Source organism: Bifidobacterium bifidum ATCC 29521 = JCM 1255 = DSM 20456, from assembly GCF_001025135.1.
In the GTDB taxonomy this organism is placed as follows: Bacteria; Actinomycetota; Actinomycetes; order Actinomycetales; family Bifidobacteriaceae; genus Bifidobacterium; species Bifidobacterium bifidum.
The window spans coordinates 1,687,215-1,705,629 of record NZ_AP012323.1 but is presented as its reverse complement, the minus strand read 5'-3'; the positions used below and the strand labels follow the sequence as shown (position 1 = coordinate 1,705,629).

17 protein-coding genes and 2 pseudogenes are annotated in these 18,415 nt (G+C 60.8%); 11 read left to right on the top strand and 8 right to left on the bottom strand.

All coding sequences use genetic code 11. From position 1 onward, the window contains the following. The first annotated feature begins 131 nt into the window (after positions 1 to 131). From folE to BBBF_RS07170, 4 genes are all read left to right on the top strand, one after another. Entirely contained in the window at positions 132 to 698 is a 567-nt protein-coding gene (gene folE / locus BBBF_RS07185; RefSeq protein WP_003816279.1) for a GTP cyclohydrolase I FolE, read from the top strand. Between the two features lie 65 nt (positions 699 to 763). Continuing rightward, on the top strand, positions 764 to 1,636 hold the full coding sequence (gene folP, locus BBBF_RS07180; protein WP_013363793.1) for a dihydropteroate synthase: 873 nt from the start codon (positions 764 to 766) through the stop codon (positions 1,634 to 1,636). 82 nt (positions 1,637 to 1,718) lie between these two features. Beyond that, positions 1,719 to 3,233, top strand: a complete 1,515-nt coding sequence (gene folK / locus BBBF_RS07175) for a 2-amino-4-hydroxy-6-hydroxymethyldihydropteridine diphosphokinase (RefSeq protein WP_003814777.1) — start codon at positions 1,719 to 1,721, stop codon at positions 3,231 to 3,233. Further along, positions 3,230 to 3,769 (top strand): DUF3180 domain-containing protein, encoded by a 540-nt coding sequence (locus BBBF_RS07170; RefSeq protein ID WP_003814779.1) that lies wholly within the window; start codon positions 3,230 to 3,232, stop codon positions 3,767 to 3,769. The genes folK and BBBF_RS07170 overlap by 4 nt, the downstream gene beginning before the upstream one ends. Before the next feature lie 524 nt (positions 3,770 to 4,293). On the opposite strand, the gene BBBF_RS07165 is transcribed toward BBBF_RS07170, so the two are convergent. Then, positions 4,294 to 5,199, bottom strand: a complete 906-nt coding sequence (locus tag BBBF_RS07165; RefSeq protein ID WP_013363792.1) for an acyl-CoA thioesterase — start codon at positions 5,197 to 5,199, stop codon at positions 4,294 to 4,296. A 382-nt stretch (positions 5,200 to 5,581) separates the two neighbouring features. Here BBBF_RS07165 and lnbB point away from each other — a divergent pair, with 382 nt between their 5' ends. Then, positions 5,582 to 8,908 carry a lacto-N-biosidase gene (gene lnbB, locus BBBF_RS07160; protein WP_021647783.1) on the top strand — a complete coding sequence of 1,109 codons (3,327 nt, stop codon included), beginning with the start codon at positions 5,582 to 5,584 and terminating at the stop codon, positions 8,906 to 8,908. Positions 8,909 to 9,110: 202 nt separating this feature from the next. On the opposite strand, the gene ettA is transcribed toward lnbB, so the two are convergent. The 3 genes from ettA to BBBF_RS10120 all read right to left on the bottom strand — a co-directional run bounded on the left by ettA (position 9,111) and on the right by BBBF_RS10120 (position 11,675). Next, positions 9,111 to 10,790: an energy-dependent translational throttle protein EttA gene (gene ettA / locus BBBF_RS07155; RefSeq protein ID WP_003814786.1), complete on the bottom strand. Its 1,680-nt coding sequence runs from the start codon at positions 10,788 to 10,790 to the stop codon at positions 9,111 to 9,113. Between the two features lie 282 nt (positions 10,791 to 11,072). After that, positions 11,073 to 11,354 (bottom strand): response regulator transcription factor, encoded by a 282-nt coding sequence (locus tag BBBF_RS10125; RefSeq protein WP_013390175.1) that lies wholly within the window; start codon positions 11,352 to 11,354, stop codon positions 11,073 to 11,075. A 39-nt stretch (positions 11,355 to 11,393) separates the two neighbouring features. Then, on the bottom strand, positions 11,394 to 11,675 hold the full coding sequence (locus tag BBBF_RS10120) for a response regulator (RefSeq protein WP_013390174.1): 282 nt from the start codon (positions 11,673 to 11,675) through the stop codon (positions 11,394 to 11,396). 163 nt (positions 11,676 to 11,838) lie between these two features. Here BBBF_RS10120 and BBBF_RS07145 point away from each other — a divergent pair, with 163 nt between their 5' ends. The 3 genes and pseudogenes from BBBF_RS07145 (at position 11,839) to BBBF_RS07135 (ending at position 13,416) form a co-directional block, all read left to right on the top strand. Beyond that, a complete protein-coding gene (locus BBBF_RS07145) occupies positions 11,839 to 12,387 on the top strand; it encodes a DUF4825 domain-containing protein (RefSeq protein ID WP_013390173.1) in 549 nt (182 codons plus the stop codon). A 98-nt stretch (positions 12,388 to 12,485) separates the two neighbouring features. Next, positions 12,486 to 12,680, top strand: coding sequence for an antitoxin VbhA family protein (locus BBBF_RS10005; protein ID WP_021647785.1), 195 nt, complete (start codon positions 12,486 to 12,488; stop codon positions 12,678 to 12,680). After that, positions 12,677 to 13,416: pseudogene (locus BBBF_RS07135) on the top strand (Fic/DOC family protein). Before BBBF_RS10005 ends, BBBF_RS07135 begins: the two are co-directional and overlap by 4 nt. Before the next feature lie 314 nt (positions 13,417 to 13,730). Here the strand turns inward: BBBF_RS07135 and BBBF_RS07130 are convergent. The 3 genes from BBBF_RS07130 to BBBF_RS07120 are packed head-to-tail and all read right to left on the bottom strand — an operon-like array spanning position 13,731 to position 14,682. Continuing rightward, positions 13,731 to 13,988: a hypothetical protein gene (locus BBBF_RS07130; RefSeq protein WP_021647788.1), complete on the bottom strand. Its 258-nt coding sequence runs from the start codon at positions 13,986 to 13,988 to the stop codon at positions 13,731 to 13,733. Beyond that, positions 13,985 to 14,461, bottom strand: coding sequence for a DUF3990 domain-containing protein (locus tag BBBF_RS07125; RefSeq protein ID WP_013390171.1), 477 nt, complete (start codon positions 14,459 to 14,461; stop codon positions 13,985 to 13,987). The genes BBBF_RS07130 and BBBF_RS07125 overlap by 4 nt, the downstream gene beginning before the upstream one ends. Beyond that, positions 14,458 to 14,682: a DUF3791 domain-containing protein gene (locus BBBF_RS07120; RefSeq protein ID WP_013390170.1), complete on the bottom strand. Its 225-nt coding sequence runs from the start codon at positions 14,680 to 14,682 to the stop codon at positions 14,458 to 14,460. Before BBBF_RS07120 ends, BBBF_RS07125 begins: the two co-directional genes overlap by 4 nt. A gap of 588 nt (positions 14,683 to 15,270) precedes the next feature. Here BBBF_RS07120 and BBBF_RS07115 point away from each other — a divergent pair. Further along, a complete protein-coding gene (locus BBBF_RS07115) occupies positions 15,271 to 15,609 on the top strand; it encodes a hypothetical protein (protein ID WP_003816275.1) in 339 nt (112 codons plus the stop codon). 95 nt (positions 15,610 to 15,704) lie between these two features. Further along, the gene (locus BBBF_RS07110; RefSeq protein ID WP_021647791.1) at positions 15,705 to 16,361 is read left to right on the top strand and encodes a hypothetical protein; all 657 of its coding nucleotides are present in this window, start codon (positions 15,705 to 15,707) and stop codon (positions 16,359 to 16,361) included. A 150-nt stretch (positions 16,362 to 16,511) separates the two neighbouring features. Here the strand turns inward: BBBF_RS07110 and BBBF_RS10635 are convergent. Further along, a pseudogene (locus BBBF_RS10635) lies at positions 16,512 to 17,189 on the bottom strand (DUF3800 domain-containing protein). Between the two features lie 983 nt (positions 17,190 to 18,172). On the opposite strand from BBBF_RS10635, the gene BBBF_RS07100 reads away from it, so the two are divergent. Further along, entirely contained in the window at positions 18,173 to 18,370 is a 198-nt protein-coding gene (locus BBBF_RS07100; RefSeq protein WP_014760553.1) for a hypothetical protein, read from the top strand. Positions 18,371 to 18,415 lie beyond the last annotated feature (45 nt).

Sequence of the window (18,415 nt, the reverse complement as noted above, 5' to 3'; positions counted from 1 at the left end):
CGTGCGCCCGACTGTCCCGCAAAGGGGCTCGCCGGGCGCACGGGCGTTTGCCGTTTGACGGCAAACGGTGTGCCTGCCCCGGTTCGGCGGGCATGACGACTATATAAGTGGTGAGGGAAGCTGGAGGATATATGGCGATTGACGAAGAGGGCGTGCGCAAGGCCGTACGGCTGTTCCTGACTTCGATCGGCGAGAATCCCGATCGCGAGGGTCTGCTGGAGACGCCTGACCGTATCGCACGTGCCTGCGAGGAGATTTTCTCAGGGCTCGGACGCAGCCCGCAGGAGGTGCTGTCCAAGCGTTTCCCGGTCGAGACCGATGAAATGGTGCTGGTGCGCGACATCGAGCTGTTCTCGGTGTGCGAGCATCATCTGCTGCCGTTCCACGGCGTCGCGCATGTCGGCTACATCCCGTCCAACGGGCAGGTCGTCGGATTGAGCAAGCTCGCCCGACTGGTGGAGCTGTACGCGCGTCGCCCGCAGGTGCAGGAACGCATCACCCAGCAGGTCGCGGACGCGCTGATGGAATACGCGGACGCCAAGGGCGTCATCGTCGTGACCGAATGCGAGCACATGTGCATGGCGATGCGGGGCGTGAACAAGCCCGCGTCGCGAACCATCACATCGGCGGTCCGCGGCGTGATGCGCACCCCGGCCACCCGTGCCGAGGCAATGAGTCTGATCATGGCCAAGCACTGATCCGGCTCATCGCCGTGACTGGTCGGCATCGCCGCCGTTTCGGCGATTGACGGAGAGGAGAATTCATGACTGAACTGCAGCGGTTGCATGATACCGACTGCACACTGCTGATGGGTGTGCTCAACATCACCGAGGACTCGTTTTCGGATGGTGGCCTGTGGCTGGATCCGGGCAAGGCCCGAGACCACGGCGACGACATGCTGCATGCGGGAGCCGACATCATCGACATCGGCGCGGAATCGACGCGCCCCGGCGCCAAGCGCGTCAGCGAGAAGGACGAGCTCGACCGTGTGACCGGTGCCGCGAAGGCGCTGATCGCCCACGGAGCGGTCGTCTCCATCGACACCACACGCTCTGCCGTGGCGCAGGCCGCGCTGGATGAGGGCGCGCAGATCATCAACGACGTGTCCGGCGGACGACTGGACCGAGATCTGCCGCACGTGGTGGCCGACCATGACTGCCTGTACATCGTACAGCATTGGCGTGGCTGGCTGGCCGGGTCGAAAGGCGGCGCGGCGCCGGACGCCGACACCTCGCACTACGAACACGACGTGCTCAAGGACGTGTATGACGAGCTGATGTCTCAGGTTGATGCGGTGCTCAAGGCCGGTGTCGCCCCGGAGCGGGTCATCATCGACCCTGGTCTGGGATTCTCCAAGCCCGGTATCGAGCATAATCTGCCGCTGCTCGTCGGACTGGATCTGTTCAAGCGGTCGGGATATCCGGTGCTGATCGGAGCCTCCCGAAAGCGGTTCGTTTCGGCGGCGTTGAACGATGCCGGCATCGGCGAGCCGACGATGGACGACCGTGACAATGCCACCGCCGCATTGTCGGCCCTGTGCGCGGAACACGGCGCCTGGGCGGTCCGCGTGCATGACGTGCGCCGCAGCCGCGCCGCCCTGACAATCGGCTCCCTCTGGCGACAATACCAAAACTAACCCTTCTCCCTCAGCCGGAGGGCCGTCGGCGAAGCTGACTGGGGTGGTCACCCACCACCAACCTAAACGAAAGGACGCAACCGTGGACACGATTCGCCTCACCGGCGTTCAAGGCATGGGCACGCACGGCGTGCTGGACTACGAGCACCAGCGCGCGCAGCCCTTCATCGTCGATGCCGTGCTGCATCTCGACCTGTCACGTGCCGGTTCCAGCGATGACCTGCATGACACGGTTGATTACGGGCGCGTCGCCAAACGGATCGTATCCGTCATCGAAGGCGAGCATGTCGACTTGATTGAGCGGCTGGCGGCTCTCATCGCTGACGCCGTGATAGCCGACCATCCCGCAGTCCAAGGCGTAACCGTCACCGTGCATAAGCCCAAAGCTCCGATCACCGTGCCGTTCGCCGACGTGAGCGTCACCATCGAGCGATGGCGGAGCGGACGGAATACGGACGGCAAAACTGGTCGAGCTGATGAAGGCCGTGTCACGCCCATGCACCACGCCGTGATCGCACTCGGCGGCAACAAGGGCGACGTCGCGGCGTCGATGCGGTCCGCGATCGCGGATATCGACGGCCTTGAAGGCACACAGGTGACTGGGATATCGCCGTTGTACCGCACCGCCGCATGGGGCATGCCGGATGGTACCCCGGATTTTCTCAACGCTGTCATCGAGGTCACGACCGAGCTGGACGCGGCGAGTCTGCTTGGCCGCCTGCAGCATATCGAAGTTGCTCATGGACGCACGCGGGAACAACATTGGGCGTCGCGCACACTGGATCTTGACATCATCGATGTCGATGGCCTCGTCAGCGAGGACCCGAATGTGACTTTGCCGCATCCGCGTGCGTGGCAGCGGGCGTTCGTTTTGGCACCGTGGCTGGCTCTTGATCCGGCCGCCCGGCTCGCGGGCCCGCACGGGGGAGAGATTGCCGATTTGCTGCACGAGGCCGGTGACCGCGAGGACGTACATCGCATCGACGACAGTTGGATGACCGGCATGGCCGACGATGCCCCGGTGCAGCCGTCCGGCAGCGCAGCCGACATACCGCAATTCGATGGAACCGTCGACGGTTCGGCGCGGAAACCGGGCGACGGCGATACCGCTACCGTTCAACCGGCCATACATACGGCCGTCATCTCGATGGACAGTCGCAGTAACGAGGCCGAAACCCTGTTCCGCACGGCGATTGTCGCATTGGAGGGCATTCCCGGTGATCAGGTCGAGGGCATCTCACCGCTGTATCATGTGAGCCATCTGCATGGGTCGGATGCCATGTCGGCTGTCATGCAAATGACGTGCCGGATGGACGCGAAGGCGCTGATTGCCACGCTCGGTTCCGTCGAGGAGTCGTTGAACGGGGATGTCGACCTCGATCTGGTGGATATGCCGGGAACGGTCTGCGATGAGCCGGACTGCCGGGTGCCGTGGCCGTCAGCCCGCACCCATGCTTCGGTGCTCGCACCGTGGATGGACATGGACCCGCAGGCGCGGCTCGGCGGCGACCCGGTGTCGTATCTGCTGGCCATGGCACCCGACGCCGACCGTGTGGGACTGCTGTCCGACACTTGGATCGTAGGGAGTACGGAATGAAGATACGTCGCACCCCATGGTGGCAGTATGTCGTCGCGCTGCTGCTCGGTCTGATCGCGGGCTGTCTGCTTGTGCAGGTCAGTGAGTCCTCGGGGCTTTCGTTGTTGGGGGCGCCATGGTTCGTGTCCGTGGTGCTCCTGTTGCTGGGCATTGTCGTGCTGGTGATGGCGCTGCAGGTGCATCAGTACGCCACCACCGATCCGCAGAAGCGGGCCCGACTCAAGCCGCTCGACCCGACCAAGGCCGTGTACACGCTTATGCTGTCGAAGGCGCTGGGGCTGACCGGCGCTGCGCTGGCCGGCTGGTATGTCGGGCAGATTCTGCTGGTACTCGATCATATCGAGGCGGATTACTATGCGACGGCCGTGACGCAATGCGCCGTCGCCGCTGTGATATGCCTGGCGGACATGGTGATCGGTATCGTCGGCGAATGGCTGTGCCAGCTGCCGCCCATGGAGGGCCCGGAGAACCCCAAGATGAAGGCCGCCAAACGCCGCCGCGGCATCGCCTCCGCCACCGCCAAAACCCGCCACTAAGCCCCTTCCCGCTGGCGGGAGGTGCCGCGTAGCGGCTGAGGGTGGTCCGGTGCCAATCAGGACCACGGATCCCGCACTCTGATCACCGGCAATCTCCGTGCCCCTTCAATAGGTGAACACCCCCGTCCGCGATAAACGGGGGTTTCGCAGGTGCAGGAATAGGATCGCCATGGAGAGAGCATGGAATCCGCGGTTCCGCTGATCGGAACGCACATTCTGTGATGGGCCGTATCCGAGAGGGAAAAGCATGAAGTTCTGCATGCACTGTGGGCAGTGCACTTGAAGCAGGCGCTAAATTCTGCGCGAAATGTGGAACCAAGGTCGAGAATGCCGTACCGGTGTCTGGCCCGGCTGCCCAGACCGGTCCGGCAGTTCAAAATGGCACACCAATGACGGTCCAGCCTCATTATCAGCCTCAGCCTCAGTACCAGCCGCAACCGGGATACCGGCCGCAGCCGCAATTCCCGGCACCGAACCAGTCTCAGCCCCAGCCTCAATACCCGCCGCACTCATCGTCCGTGGCCTCACTGCTGTGGCACGCGAATCAGGGCCTCCTGCGCCATCGCGGCGACGAGCTCGCCGTCCTGCGTGTACACTTTGGCCACGCCCAGTCCACGCCCGTGCGCGGCGGTCGGCGTATCTTGCACGTACAGGTGCCACTGGTTGATGTCCACGTCGCGATACCACCACATCGAATGGTCGATCGACGCGTACGAGATGCCAGGCGTCGAGATGCTCAGCCCCGCCCTGCGCAGCACCGGTTCCATCATCACCTGATCGCAGCCGAGCGCCAGCATCGCCCGATGCATTACCTGCGGCACGTCCACCACGCCGTCGGCCTTCATCCACACCAGCTGCTTGCCTGAGTCGTGCGCCGCGCTGTCCTTGTCGGCGCCGAGCATGATGGTCGGCGTGACGTGGCGGATGTCGAACGGCGACTTCTTCGCATAGAACTTGGCGAACGGCGATTTGTCGGCATATGGTTCCATCAGCTCCTTGGCACTGGTGAGCGTTTCGGGTGCCGGCACGTCCTGCGGCATCGTATCGGAGAACTCCACTCCGGACTGCCCCTGTTCCTGGAAGCTTGCGATGGCGGTCAGGATCGGCCCTTCGGACTGCGTCACGTTGACCCTGCGCGCCGAGAACGATCGGCCGTCCCGCAGGGTCTCCACGTCGAACAGCAGATCCTGGCGTATATCGCCCGCCGCGATGAAATACCCGTGCACCGAATGGGGGAGCCGGCTGGGCGAGACCGTCTTCGATGCGGCGATCAGCGACTGCGCGATCACCTGCCCGCCGTACACGCGTCCGGTGGGGAAGTACAGGCTCTCCCCGCTGATGTAGGTGTGTCCGCGGTATTCGGAAGGGTCGCCCAGTCTCAATACCTTTACCAGATGATTCAACGGTGTCGTTCCGTCTTCGTGCGTCATTGCCGCTCCCTTCCAGTGACGTGCCGGGACGTATATCATGCGGTATATATACGGTCCGTTTATATGTTCATGCTTTCGCTCGGCTCCCAGCCGGTTTCGGTACTCACAGCAGTGTAGCGTGACCAGGTAAATTCGGTCGGCCGGTTTTGTAACGAGCGTAAGCCGATGATGAACGCGATGTGACGTGGAATATGGGTGCCGGGCGTGGAAAAGGCTGGAACGCAAGGCGACATTCATGCATCTTGCTAATTTTGTTAACACAGTGTACGTTTAATCGGTGATGATGTTGTGACGGCTTTGTCTTGCTTTGCCGGCTCGGCATCCATTGGAGACGATGAAGCTCTCCTGTCATAACCGCAACAAGAGAATAAAGGAAGTTTCAATGGAGAAAAGCTCCAATAGACGTTTCGGTGTGCGTACCGTTGCGGCCATTGTAGCCGGCCTGATGGTCGGTGGCATGTGCACCGCGATGACGGCCAGCGCCGCCGACGATAGTGCAGCCGGGTACAGTGCCACGGCTCCCGTGAATCTCACCCGCCCGGCCACCGTCCCGAGCATGGACGGCTGGACCGACGGCACCGGCGCATGGACGCTGGGTGAAGGCACCCGCGTCGTGTCGAGCGATGCACTGGCCGCGCGTGCGCAGAGCCTGGCATCCGAGCTGACCAAGTTCACCGACGTGGACATCAAGGCCGCGACCGGTTCAGCGACGGGCAAAGACATCTCGCTCACGTTGGATGCATCGAAGAAGGCCGAACTGGGTGATGAGGGATTCAAGCTGAACATCGGCTCGAAGGGCCTTGAGGTCATCGGCGCGACCGACATCGGCGTGTTCTACGGCACCCGTTCCGTCTCGCAGATGCTTCGCCAGGGCCAGCTGACCCTGCCCGCCGGCACGGTCGCCACGAAGCCGAAGTACAAGGAGCGCGGCGCTACGCTGTGCGCCTGCCAGATCAACATCTCCACTGACTGGATCGACCGTTTCCTGTCGGACATGGCCGACCTGCGCCTCAACTACGTGCTGCTGGAGATGAAGCTCAAGCCGGAAGAGGACAACACCAAGAAGGCCGCCACATGGTCGTACTACACGCGCGACGACGTCAAGAAGTTCGTCAAGAAGGCGAATAACTACGGCATCGACGTGATTCCGGAGATTAACTCCCCGGGCCACATGAACGTCTGGCTGGAGAACTACCCGGAGTACCAGCTTGCCGACAACTCAGGCCGGAAGGATCCCAACAAGCTCGACATCTCCAACCCGGAGGCCGTGAAGTTCTACAAGACGCTGATTGACGAATACGACGGCGTATTCACCACGAAATACTGGCACATGGGCGCCGACGAGTACATGATCGGCACCAGCTTCGACAACTACAGCAAGTTGAAGACGTTCGCCGAAAAGCAGTACGGAGCCGGCGCGACACCGAATGATGCGTTCACCGGCTTCATCAATGACATAGATAAATACGTCAAGGCCAAGGGCAAGCAGCTGCGCATCTGGAACGACGGCATCGTCAACACCAAGAACGTCTCCCTGAACAAGGACATCGTCATCGAATACTGGTATGGTGCCGGCCGCAAGCCGCAGGAGCTCGTCCAGGACGGATACACGTTGATGAACGCGACCCAGGCCCTGTACTGGTCCCGTTCGGCGCAAGTGTACAAGGTCAACGCCGCAAGACTGTACAACAACAACTGGAACGTCGGAACCTTTGACGGCGGACGACAGATCGACAAGAACTACGACAAACTGACCGGTGCGAAGGTGTCCATCTGGCCCGACAGCTCGATCTACCAGACCGAGAACGAGGTCGAGAAGGAGATCTTCGACGGCATGCGCTTCATCTCACAGATGACCTGGTCCGATTCCCGCCCGTGGGCGACGTGGAACGATATGAAGGCGGACATCGACAAGATCGGCTACCCGCTGGACATCCGCGAATACGACTACACCCCGGTCGATGCCGGCATCTACGACATCCCCCAGTTGAAGTCGATCTCCAAAGGTCCGTGGGAGCTCATCACCACGCCTGACGGCTACTACCAGATGAAGGATACAGTGTCCGGAAAGTGTCTTGCGCTCTTCACCGGAAGCAAGCATCTCGATGTCGTCACCCAGGTCGGCGCGACGCCGGAACTGCGCAACTGCGCCGACGTGTCCGTCGGTCAGGATCAGCGCGACACCGCCAATGAGCGTAACACGCAGAAGTGGCAGATCCGCGCCGACAAGGATGGCAAGTACACCATCTCCCCGGCGCTGACGCAGCAGCGTCTCGCCATCGCCACCGGCAACGAGCAGAACATCGATCTGGAGACCCATCGTCCCGCCGCTGGCACCGTCGCTCAGTTCCCGGCTGACCTGGTCAGCGACAACGCGCTGTTCACGCTCACCGGCCACATGGGCATGTCCGCCACCGTGGACTCCAAGACCGTGAACCCGGCCTCCCCGTCCAAGATCACCGTCAAGGTGAGGGCCGCATCCAACGCGAACACCGGTGACGTCACCGTCACCCCGGTCGTGCCGGAAGGCTGGGAGATCAAGCCCGGAAGCGTCAGCCTCAAGTCGATTCCGGCCGGCAAGGCCGCCATCGCCTACTTCAACGTGGTCAACACCACTGGGACGGGCGACGTCACCGTGCAGTTCAAGCTCACCAACACCAAGACCGGTGAAGAGCTCGGCACCACCAGCGTGGCGCTGACCGGCAGCCTGACCAAGGACGTGGAAGCAAGCGACTACGCGGCGAGCTCTCAGGAGACCACCGGCGAGCATGCTCCCGTGGGCAACGCCTTCGACAAGAACGCAAACACGTTCTGGCACAGCAAGTACTCCAACCCCAGCGCCAATCTTCCGCACTGGCTGGCGTTCAAGGCGTCGCCCGGCGAGGGCAACAAGATTGCGGCCATCACCCACCTGTACCGTCAGGACAAGCTGAACGGCCCGGCCAAGAACGTCGCAGTGTACGTGGTGGCGGCCAGCGACGCCAACAGCGTTGCCGATGTCACCAACTGGGGTGAACCCGTCGCCACGGCTGAGTTCCCGTACACCAAGGAACTGCAGACCATCGCGCTGCCGAATACCATTCCGTCCGGTGACGTGTACGTCAAGTTCCAGATCAACGACGCATGGGGCCTCACCGAAACCAGCGCAGGCGTCACCTGGGCGGCTGTCGCCGAGCTGGCTGCGACGGCCAAGGCCACTCCGGTCGAGCTCACCGAGCCCGAGCAGCCGAAGGACAACCCCGAGGTGACGGAGACTCCGGAGGCTACGGGTGTGACCGTTTCTGGCGATGGTGTTGCCAATGGCGCGCTGTCGCTGAAGAAGGGCACCACCGCGCAGCTGACCGCGAAGGTCGCGCCGGATGACGCGGACCAGGCGGTGACGTGGGCCTCCAGCGATGACAAGGTCGTGACGGTCGACAAGACCGGCAAGGTGACCGCCGTCGCGAAGGGCGTGGCGAAGGTGACCGCGACCACGGCGAACGGCAAGTCCGCCTCTGTGACCGTCACCGTCACCGAGGACTCTGAGGTGCCCGGCCCGACTGGCCCGACCGAGCCGACCAAACCGGGCACGGAGAAGCCGACCACGAAGCCGAACGACGGCAAGCTCAGCGCCACCGGCGCCGACACGGCGGTGCTCGCCACCATCGCGGCTCTGTTCGCGCTGGCCGGCGGTGCGGTTGTCACGGTTCGTCGCCGCAGCGTCCGCTGACGCTGATCGGTTCTGACCGATCAATAGCCACAGGAGGCCCCTCACCAACCGTGAGGGGCCTCCTCGTATATGTTATGCGCCATGGTCTCGCCCCCCCCCCCCGGCGCTGCGCGCCACCTCCCGCCAGCGGGAGGATATTTGGCGAGGGGCCGAAAACGCGAGAAGCCCCCTTGCGGGGGCTTCTTCATGACTTAATCAAGTGTCACACGCGGGTCAGCTTCTTGTGCAGGCGGTGCGGGCGCGCTGCGTCCTCGCCGAGGCGGGCGACACGATTCTCCTGGTAGGCCTGGAAGTTGCCTTCGAACCAGTACCACTTGGCTGGGTTCTCGTCATCGCCCTCCCACGCCAGGATGTGCGTGGCGATGCGGTCGAGGAACCAACGATCGTGGGAGATGACCACGGCGCAGCCGGGGAAGCCGAGCAGCGCGTTTTCAAGGGATTCCAGCGTCTCGACGTCCAGATCGTTGGTGGGCTCGTCGAGCAGCAGCAGGTTACCGCCCTGCTTCAGGGTCAGGGCCAGGTTCAGTCGGTTGCGCTCACCGCCGGAGAGTACGCCGGTCAGCTTCTGCTGGTCGGAGCCCTTGAATCCGAAGCTCGCCACATAGGCGCGGGTCGGCACTTCGACGCCGGCCACCTCGATGAAGTCGAGTCCGCCGGAGACAGCCTCCCACAGGTTCTTGTTCGGGTCGAGGCCTTCACGGTTCTGGTCGACATAGCTGATCTTCACGGTGTCGCCGATCTTCAGCTCGCCGGATGTCAGCGGCTCCAGACCGACGATGGTCTTGAACAGTGTGGACTTGCCGACGCCGTTCGGACCTATCACGCCGACGATGCCGTTGCGCGGCAGCGTGAAGGACAGGTCGTCGATGAGCACGCGGTCGCCGAAAGCCTTGTGCAGGTGCTCGGCCTCCAGCACCACGGAGCCCAGACGCGGGCCGGCCGGAATCTGGATCTCGGAGAAGTCGAGCTTCTTGTTGTTGCGCGCCTCGTTCTCCATCTGGTCGTAACGCTCCAGACGCGCCTTGTTCTTGGCCTGACGGGCCTTGGGCGAGCTGCGCACCCATTCGAGCTCGTTCTTGAGGCGCTTGGCGAGTTTGGCGTCCTTGGCGCCTTGGATCTCCAGACGCTTCGCCTTCGTCTCCAGGTACGTGGAGTAGTTGCCCTTGTACGGGTACAGGTGGCCGCGGTCGACCTCGCAGATCCATTCGGCCACGTTGTCCATGAAGTAACGGTCGTGGGTGACGGCGATGACGGCGCCCTTGTACTGGTGCAGGAACTGCTCCAGCCACAGAATCGACTCAGCGTCGAGGTGGTTGGTGGGCTCGTCGAGCAGCAGCAGGTCGGGGGCTTCGAGCAGCAGCTTGCACAATGCCACACGGCGACGCTCGCCACCAGAGCACACGGAGACCGGGGTGTCCATGTCGGGGCACTGCAGCGCGTCCATGGCCTGTTCGAGCTGTGAGTCGAGATCCCAGCCGTTGGCCGCGTCGATCTCGGTCTGCAGCTTGCCCATCTCGTCCATCAGCGCGTCGAAATCGGCGTCCGGGTTGGCCATCTCCTCGCCGATGGCGTTGAAACGCGCGACCTTCTCGGCGATCGGGCCGAACGCCATCTTGATGTTCTCGCCCACGGTCTTGGTGTCGTCCAGCGGCGGCTCCTGCTGAAGGATGCCGACCGTGAAGCCCGGTGTGATGTAGGCCTCGCCATTGCTGACGGTCTCCAGTCCGGCCATGATCTTCAGCAGCGTCGACTTGCCCATGCCGTTCGGGCCGACCACGCCGATCTTCGCGCCCGGCAGGAAGCTCAGGGTCACGTCGTCGAGGATCACACGGTCGCCGTACGCCTTGCGAGCCTTGATCATCTGATATACGAATTCTGCCATATAATACCTAACCATTCACTAAACGTTGAAGTTCCAACGTTTTGCGGGACCCGGACCCCGTAATGACACCAATGGAAAACGACGCGACCGTTTACGGGGGTGTCCCGGACGGCCCGTTGTGCGTCATTCGCTGTTGTGGTTGTCCCGTGTCATCGCCGGCGCCTTGGTCCTACGCAAAAGCACCTTGTGGATTATCCCATATCCCATCGTCATGCCGCAACGGTGGATCTGCAATCGGGTTTACGCGTTTTTGCGTGGGCCGAGGGCGTTTACATGGGTGGTTCAGTATCCGGCCTTGATGGCGGTGATGGTGAGTTCGCCGCGGTTGGTGTATCCGAGTGCGGCGAAGATCTCGGATATGTAGGAGCGCACGGTGGCCTCGCTCAGGCCGAGCCGTTTGGCGATGGTCTTGTTCGGCAGCGCCTGGATGAGCAGGTCGAACGTGGCGCGCAGGTGGTTCGGGAGACGCTCCACTCGGTCGCGGAAGGCGTCGTATCCGGGGTCGTTTCTTCCGGAGTATAGATAGCTGTCGGCGAGAATACTGGTCGGGCGCGGTCCGAACACCGTGCATCCCGCGTGTGCCTGTTTGATCAGTTGGACGAGTTATGCGGAGGGGATGTCCTTGGTCAGGAATCCGCGCACGTTCAAGGCCAGTGATTTGGCGAGCGATTCCTCGTGTTCGAACACGGTGAGCATCATCACCGCGACCGACGGGTAGAGCCCGGCCATCTCCTTCGCGGTCGCCGGCCCGTCGAGGACGGGCATGTCCACGTCCAGCAAAGCCACGCCCAGTTCCCGCCGGGACCGTTCGGCCCCGTCCATGAACTTCCTGACCGCGAAGCCGACGACGACCGCGCCCACGGACAGCGGGATGTCACCGACCATGCGGGCAAGCCGGACCCATGGTTTCGATACCGATAAACATCAGGGTCGAATCCCATCGCCAATCAGTGTCGGACAACGGGAATCCCGTGGTTATAATTGGATTACATCGTCGAAGGGTGCCTGTGACGAGTCGAGGTTCCTGTGAAGAGTCGAGGGAGAAATCATGAGAACGGTGAACAAGAAAACCATGACCATCGTCGGCGTGCTCGCGGTTGTCGTCGTTCTGTTCTGTGCCGCGTTTCAGATTGCCTCGGAGAACCAGGCGAACGCGGAATATGCGCGGGAGCAGGATGACGCCCTGACGCATGACGTCACACCGATCGCGCAGCTTGGTCCCATCTCCCTGGGCGACAATAACGGCGTTCGCGAGCTTTTCGGCGCGCTGCCTCTGCATAGTGTGGACAGGAAATACGAGATCGACGCGGAGCATGAGTCTCTGACGATCAACTACCTTGAAGTGGTTGGGGATATCGGGGTCGATGACGTGTGGCGGGACCTGATCTACAACTCGGTCGTGTCCATGGCATCCATCCCCAACCTGTCGGACATCACCTACAACTTCGTCGGCGACGGCTACTCCTTCACGCGCGAGGAAATCGAAGACGTGTTCGGAAAACGATTGCCGGACCTGCTCGCGTCGTCCGGGGAATGGCAGACCGAGGTTCGGTCCCGATTGGCATCTCAGAAATTCTGCCAGCAGTTCTACGCATAGGAGAAAAGAAAAGCCGGAGGAATGCCCCTAGCGGAATCTTGTGCTGCCTGTGCGCGCCATACAATGGAACATAACGGTGACCGTGACTGTGGAATGAGGTGGGTGCGGTGTCGGGCGATTGGCTCAATGATCGGGTAGAGGATGTTGCCTTGGCTGTTCATTCCACGCAGATGGAGGGCGGTGCCGTTTCCGTCGCTTTCATGGATGACGCCAGGGATTATGCGAGAGGCTTGATCGATCCCGCCGAGTTGGTGGCCCGCACCCGGCGACGCTATGGTCTGGACGCGGCATGACGTACCTCCGCGCCGCGCATGATCCCTCTCTGATTCCCGGCACCGATGTGCTGAGGAATCTGGCCGGTGCGTCGAGTGCCGTGGAATTGGCCACCGTCGAGAACGATCTGTGAACGGCGCGTTCCATCGAGCTGCATCGAAGCCTTCCGAAGGCCGAGGGCACGCTTGCGCAGTTGCAGTGGATTCATCGCCAGTTGTTCCGGGATGTGTATGACTGGGCCGGCGAGATTCGTGTCATCGACATGGCGAAGGGTGATGGAGAGCCGTTCCAGCCGCTGGAGCTCTTCGACATGGGAGTGATCTACAGCGAACGGATGCTGCGAGAGGACAACCTGTTGCGGGGATTGCCGTTTGAGACGTTCATCGACGGTTGAGCGTAAGCTACAACAATTTCAACATCCTCCACCCGTTCCGTGAGGGCAACGGCCGCGCCCAACGAGTGTTCTGGGACGTCGTGGCCCGTGACGCCGGATGGCATTTCGACTGGGGATTGGTCGGCAGACGCGAGAATGACCCGGCCTCCATCGCCGCCATGCGGTCGAACGACCTCGGGCCTCTGGAACAGATGTTCGCCCGGATTACCAAGCCTCCTGCCGAACCATTGGCGACCGGTGTCCGATTCAGTCATCTCATGGACGGGGAATATCAGGAGCAGCCCAATGTCGGATACCGTCTCAGCAAGGGCGACTATCAAACATTGCGGGTGAAATACTCGTACCAGATGCCTCAAGAGTGATGTCAGTTGGTGTCGGCGCATCCCATCGCGCTGATTGCGGTTCATGCCGCTGCCCGGCCTTGGAATGCGAGCCGGGCGACATTCTCAGATACGATCCCGACGCAGGGGAGTAGGCGAGATGTAGCTCGTGGGTTGTGCCGCTGGGGGGGCGATTCCGTCCAATTCCTCACGCTTGGCATTGCCGATGTGTTTGCTGATCGTCGTGATGCCGCGTCCGAGTAACGGGACGAGCTGTTGCCTTGTCGTCCACACCGCGTCGCTGCAGAATGTGATGGGATGCGAGGGTGCTCGTGTCGGAACTCGGCAGCCGTGCCCTATTCAGTCGCGTTGACGGTTCTGAAGAGTTGCGGCTCGTATCGTTGAAGGTCGTCGAGTAGGTAGCGCGCGTCGAGTTGTTCGATGCCGTAGGAGCCGTCGGCCACCTGTTGGCTGAGTTGGCTGGAATAATAGAGTTTCATCGCATCGGCGGCTGTCATGTCGTATTGGTCGGCTATCAGCGCGATGAGATCGGATTCGAGATGCTCCTTGCGTAGCGTTTCGAGCTTCGTCAGTGTTTGTGGCGTGATCGTCATTGTTCCACCTCGTAGGTCTCGACGTATCGCAGGGCTGCGATCGACCGGGGTGTGAGGAAGCAGTACTGGTCGTTTCGTTCGTAGAAGGCTAGGGCCTGCAGGGTGCGTTCCATGTCCCATAGCTCACGCATGTACATGTCTATGGCCGCGTAGACCTTGTCATCCGCAACGCCTCCGATGATGAGGTCAGTTCCCAGGGGAGGCTGTCCGCCCCGACGACAGTTGCATACGAATCGAACCCATTCGGCGTCGTTCTCGTTGAAACGCAGAATATGGAGATTCGCCGTTTCGTCGAATTCGTACACGTTGACCAGCGCTTTGCCATGCGAGCGCAATGAACGTCGCAAGGCCCAGCGTTCCGCCTGCTTCGGATAACTGGTGGCGTAGAACCCCGAGCCGAAATCGAGGTTCTTGCGTGAGTGGATGGCGTCGGGCTTTTCGATTGTGACGTCGGAACCGTGGTACAGCCTCATATGCAGATTCCCTGCTCGCGCACGTAGTCCGTCAGGTCGTTGACGAGGTATTCGCTGCCGAGTGTGTGCAGCATGTCGTAGCAGGGGACAAGGTAGCCGTCGATAGCGTTGGCCTTATCGAGAATGCGATAGGTGTCGGGCACGGACTTGCCCCAATGCTCGGCGAGCCGATACAGCATAAACGTGGAGAAATCGATCTGGCTGCGTTCGAGCTTCGTCATGTCTCGCCTCCTTGCCTCATCGAAAGTGAATGAATCTTCCGTGGTGTGGAATGCCGTCGCGTCGGCATCGCTTACATCGATTCTAGCAATGCTGGGTCTCGGATTAGCGACAGATGACACAAACTTGACACAAGTGACGATCCAAGCCGACCATGACACACTTTTGTGCCAGCGGACACGCCAAGGAAACGTTGAAATAGCAACGATCACGAAGGCTGACCCATCTGAACAATAAACTCAGCCATATAATACCTAACCATTCACTAAACGTTGAAATTCCAACGTTTTGCGGGACCCTGATCCGGTAATGACACAACCGGTTTCGGGGGGTGTCCCGGACGGCAGTCATTCGTGTCATCCGCCCGTCCGTTTTCCGTGTCGCCACGGCCGTTCCGGTCCACGCAAAAGCACCTTGTGGATTATCCCATACGCCATCGTCATGGCGCAACAGCGCGAACGCGCGCATGCGGCGTGTCCTGACGCCGTCAGAATGAGGCCACGGGGGGCTAGCGTTTTCAGGGTATGGAGGCGGGGTTGCCCGTCGTCCTTCGATGAGAATCCCGGGGGACCTGGGGGAAAGGGAATGTCGTGAGGCGTTTCGGAAAGGCCATGGCGGCGTTGGCCGTGGCCGCATGCACATTGTTCGGGGGCGTCGCCACTGCGAACGCGGCGGATGTAACGAATAAGGACAATCCGATCACGTCGTCCAACGTGAGGGTGTCGGATGTGGGAGCGCAGACGGCGAACGTGTCGTTCGACTACAAGATCGACCCTGCGCAGGTGGACGAGATCAAGGACGTGTGCTTCTCTATCGAGGTGCAGCGTATCACCGACATCACCCCGATAGAGAAGGCGCACTCAAGTGCGAATACCATCGGGGGTACTGGATTCCCATATGCAGCACGGGCGTTTCCGATGATGAGCTGACCGCAGGCTCGTACGACAGCATCTATGGCTTCCATGGCGATAAGGAGTACAAGGGCGTCTTTAACGACAATGACCTATCGACTGATGGGAGCAAGGTGGCTTTCAAGGCCTCTGGCCAATGGTTCGCCAGGTATTTCAACAAGAACTCCTGGAATGGCAAGGCTTCCGGCAGTTTTGGTTTCCCATTGATTGGCTTGACTCCCAACACCGCGTATACGAACAACGCAAAGGGCTCTGATTTTCCTTCGTACCCCTATCAGGAAGTCGTTCAGGACACGTCGAACGAATTGCTGCGTAATGGCGTGCATGTGAAGACCCCGGTGGATATCCGGCAAGTCGCGCTGTACGCGCAGCCCATCTACAAGGATTCCAATACCAAGGTGAGCCATTGGGTGGAGGACAACGAGAACGCGTTGAAGTTCGTCCCTGATTTCACGACGAAGTCCGTCGCGGCTGCGAAGCCTGCTGAGACGTTGCCTGATAAGACTGACGTGAAGGCTGCGGTTGCCGGTGGCAAGGTCGAGCCGGGCAAAACCGCCCGCGTGTACATCGATAACCTGAAGGATGAGGCGAAGGGCAAGCCGTCCGACAGCAACAGACCGGCTGCAACCAGGCCGTCTGCAAGTGACAAGAAGGCCGATTCCAAGAACGATGGCAAGAAGCAGGGGTTGGCCAAGACCGGCGTTGACGTGCGGTCGTGGCCGGTGCGCTGGTCGCCCTGGCCGTGCTGGGTGCCGGTTTTACAGCGGTGAGGAGGATCCGCTGCTAAACACGTAGCCGGTTTGCCGAACCACTGACATCAGGGGTGGGCATGTCCTTTCATGGCATGCCCACCCTTTCGTCGTATGCGGGCTGAGTGTTTTTATGCAAGCGTCTGTTGGAAACGATGCGGGATATGGCGGTTATTTTGCTTGTTTGCGGCGTAACGCTTTGAGGTAGTTCTGTTTGAATGAGCGCCAGTCTCCGAACATTTTGTGATCGGTTTCGGTGTTTTCTCCGGCTTTGAATTTCAGCGCGGTCAATTCGATGGTGCACATGAGATCGGCTGCTTGTTCGAGGCGGTAGTCTTTAGGGTCGGCTTTGCGGTAGATGACCGCTTCCTTGGAGAGTGCATAGCCGATGGATGCCTTCAACGCGTTGGTAACGACCTGCTGTCCGTTGTCGTAATAGATCTTGATGGTGTCGTACGACTGGAATCTGTCGAGGTGTGTCAGCAGATAGTTCGCCAGGTCTCGCCGCAGCTAAGCCTCGAAACGACGTTTGTCGTTGTCGAACTCGCTTTTGCGGTGTGCGAACGTCACGTAGGTGAAGGGCAGATTCCGTGCGAGGGTGAAGAACGCGACGAACAGGCGCTTGCGGTCGGCCATGCTGAGGGTCTCGTAGTCGGCGTGCCCGTTGAGCAATGGTCCTGCGTGGAAGGGAATGTCTGGCAGTGAGGCATCCGCGAGGTGTTGCTCATAGCGTTCGATGTGGGGCATGACCGGTTCTGACTGGTCATGGAACACGAGCGTGATGAGATAGTACTTGGAGAGTTTGCCCCATTCGCCGGACTCGTCGACCATGATGCTCAACTCGCGCATCGCCGGCCTCCCCGGATGAAAAAGAAGTGCCGGGGGAATACCCCCGGCGGCTTGGAGCCTTCCTTATTGCTAAGAGAAAGCAAGCCTAGTTTACTGGTCTTGTGTGATGATGTCAATCCGTTCTCTGGATTCAAGGGAGGCGGTGATGGTCACGGGTGGGCCAACGATGGTTTCTGGTCTGGGGTGAAACGATGAGGTTTCTGATTTTGATTGAAGCTTGTTTCGGTTTCGCCGTTGGTTCGGGGATTGGTCTGTTGAGTAGGCTGTGCCCGTGGCTGAATGGGATAGGTATGCATTGATGCTTACTGTGTTGACGTGAATCAGCGGAGCTGCGGGCCAGGACATGTGTCTAGTGTCATCCGTTCCGAACGCAGTGAATTGCATGATCATCTGAATGGAATCCGACTGATTGATGACACAATAGGTGACACAGTCTTGACACAAAACGCTCGGGAACCACCGGGTTGGTTCCCGAGCGTTTTGTGTCAGCGGACACGCCAAGGAAACGTTGAAATAGCAACGATCACGAAGGCTGACCCATCTGAACAATAAACTCTGCCATGGTATGCAGTTACTCCTTAAAGGGGTTGGGATTCCGCCGTTTTCTGGTCTGTGCTTTTGGTCCGCGCATGCCGGCCGTTCCATGCGGTGCCCGTCCGCATGTCGGTCGCGGGCATGCCAAACCACCGCATACCATGGTATCGGAAGGGCTGGAGTGGGGCGTGGCGCCCCAATCAGGGGAAATAATGGCCGTCAGGATAGGTAATGGTCGTATGGAATCGGAGTGGTTGGAACGCAAGCGCGGCCCCGCGGAATCAGTATGGCTGCGCGAGAAATCTCATGGGAGTGCGGCGGGGTCGCCACGTTCATCATCTGCCCGTTCATCGTTTGCACGTTCATCCCCGGAGAGAGCGCCGGTATTTGGATATTGCGCATCGTGATTTCACGGCTCGTTCGAGTGGCCATCGCGAGAAGGCGACCATATGGCCGTGGAACGATTTGAGGTCGATAATGCGCGCATACGTCTGGCCGGTGCCAGGCCTGTCCCGTACAAGACCTCGGAACGGGTCATCGAGGACGCGGACCTGTTCGACCAGGTGTTTCCTCACCCGACGGTCGCCGTGGATCCCAGCGGCGAATGGATCGTGTGCGATCCCGACGGCCGGCTTCCCGATAAGTGATTCGGTCCGTCTGCAGTGTGCCGACGAACCCATGAGCGGGCTCGT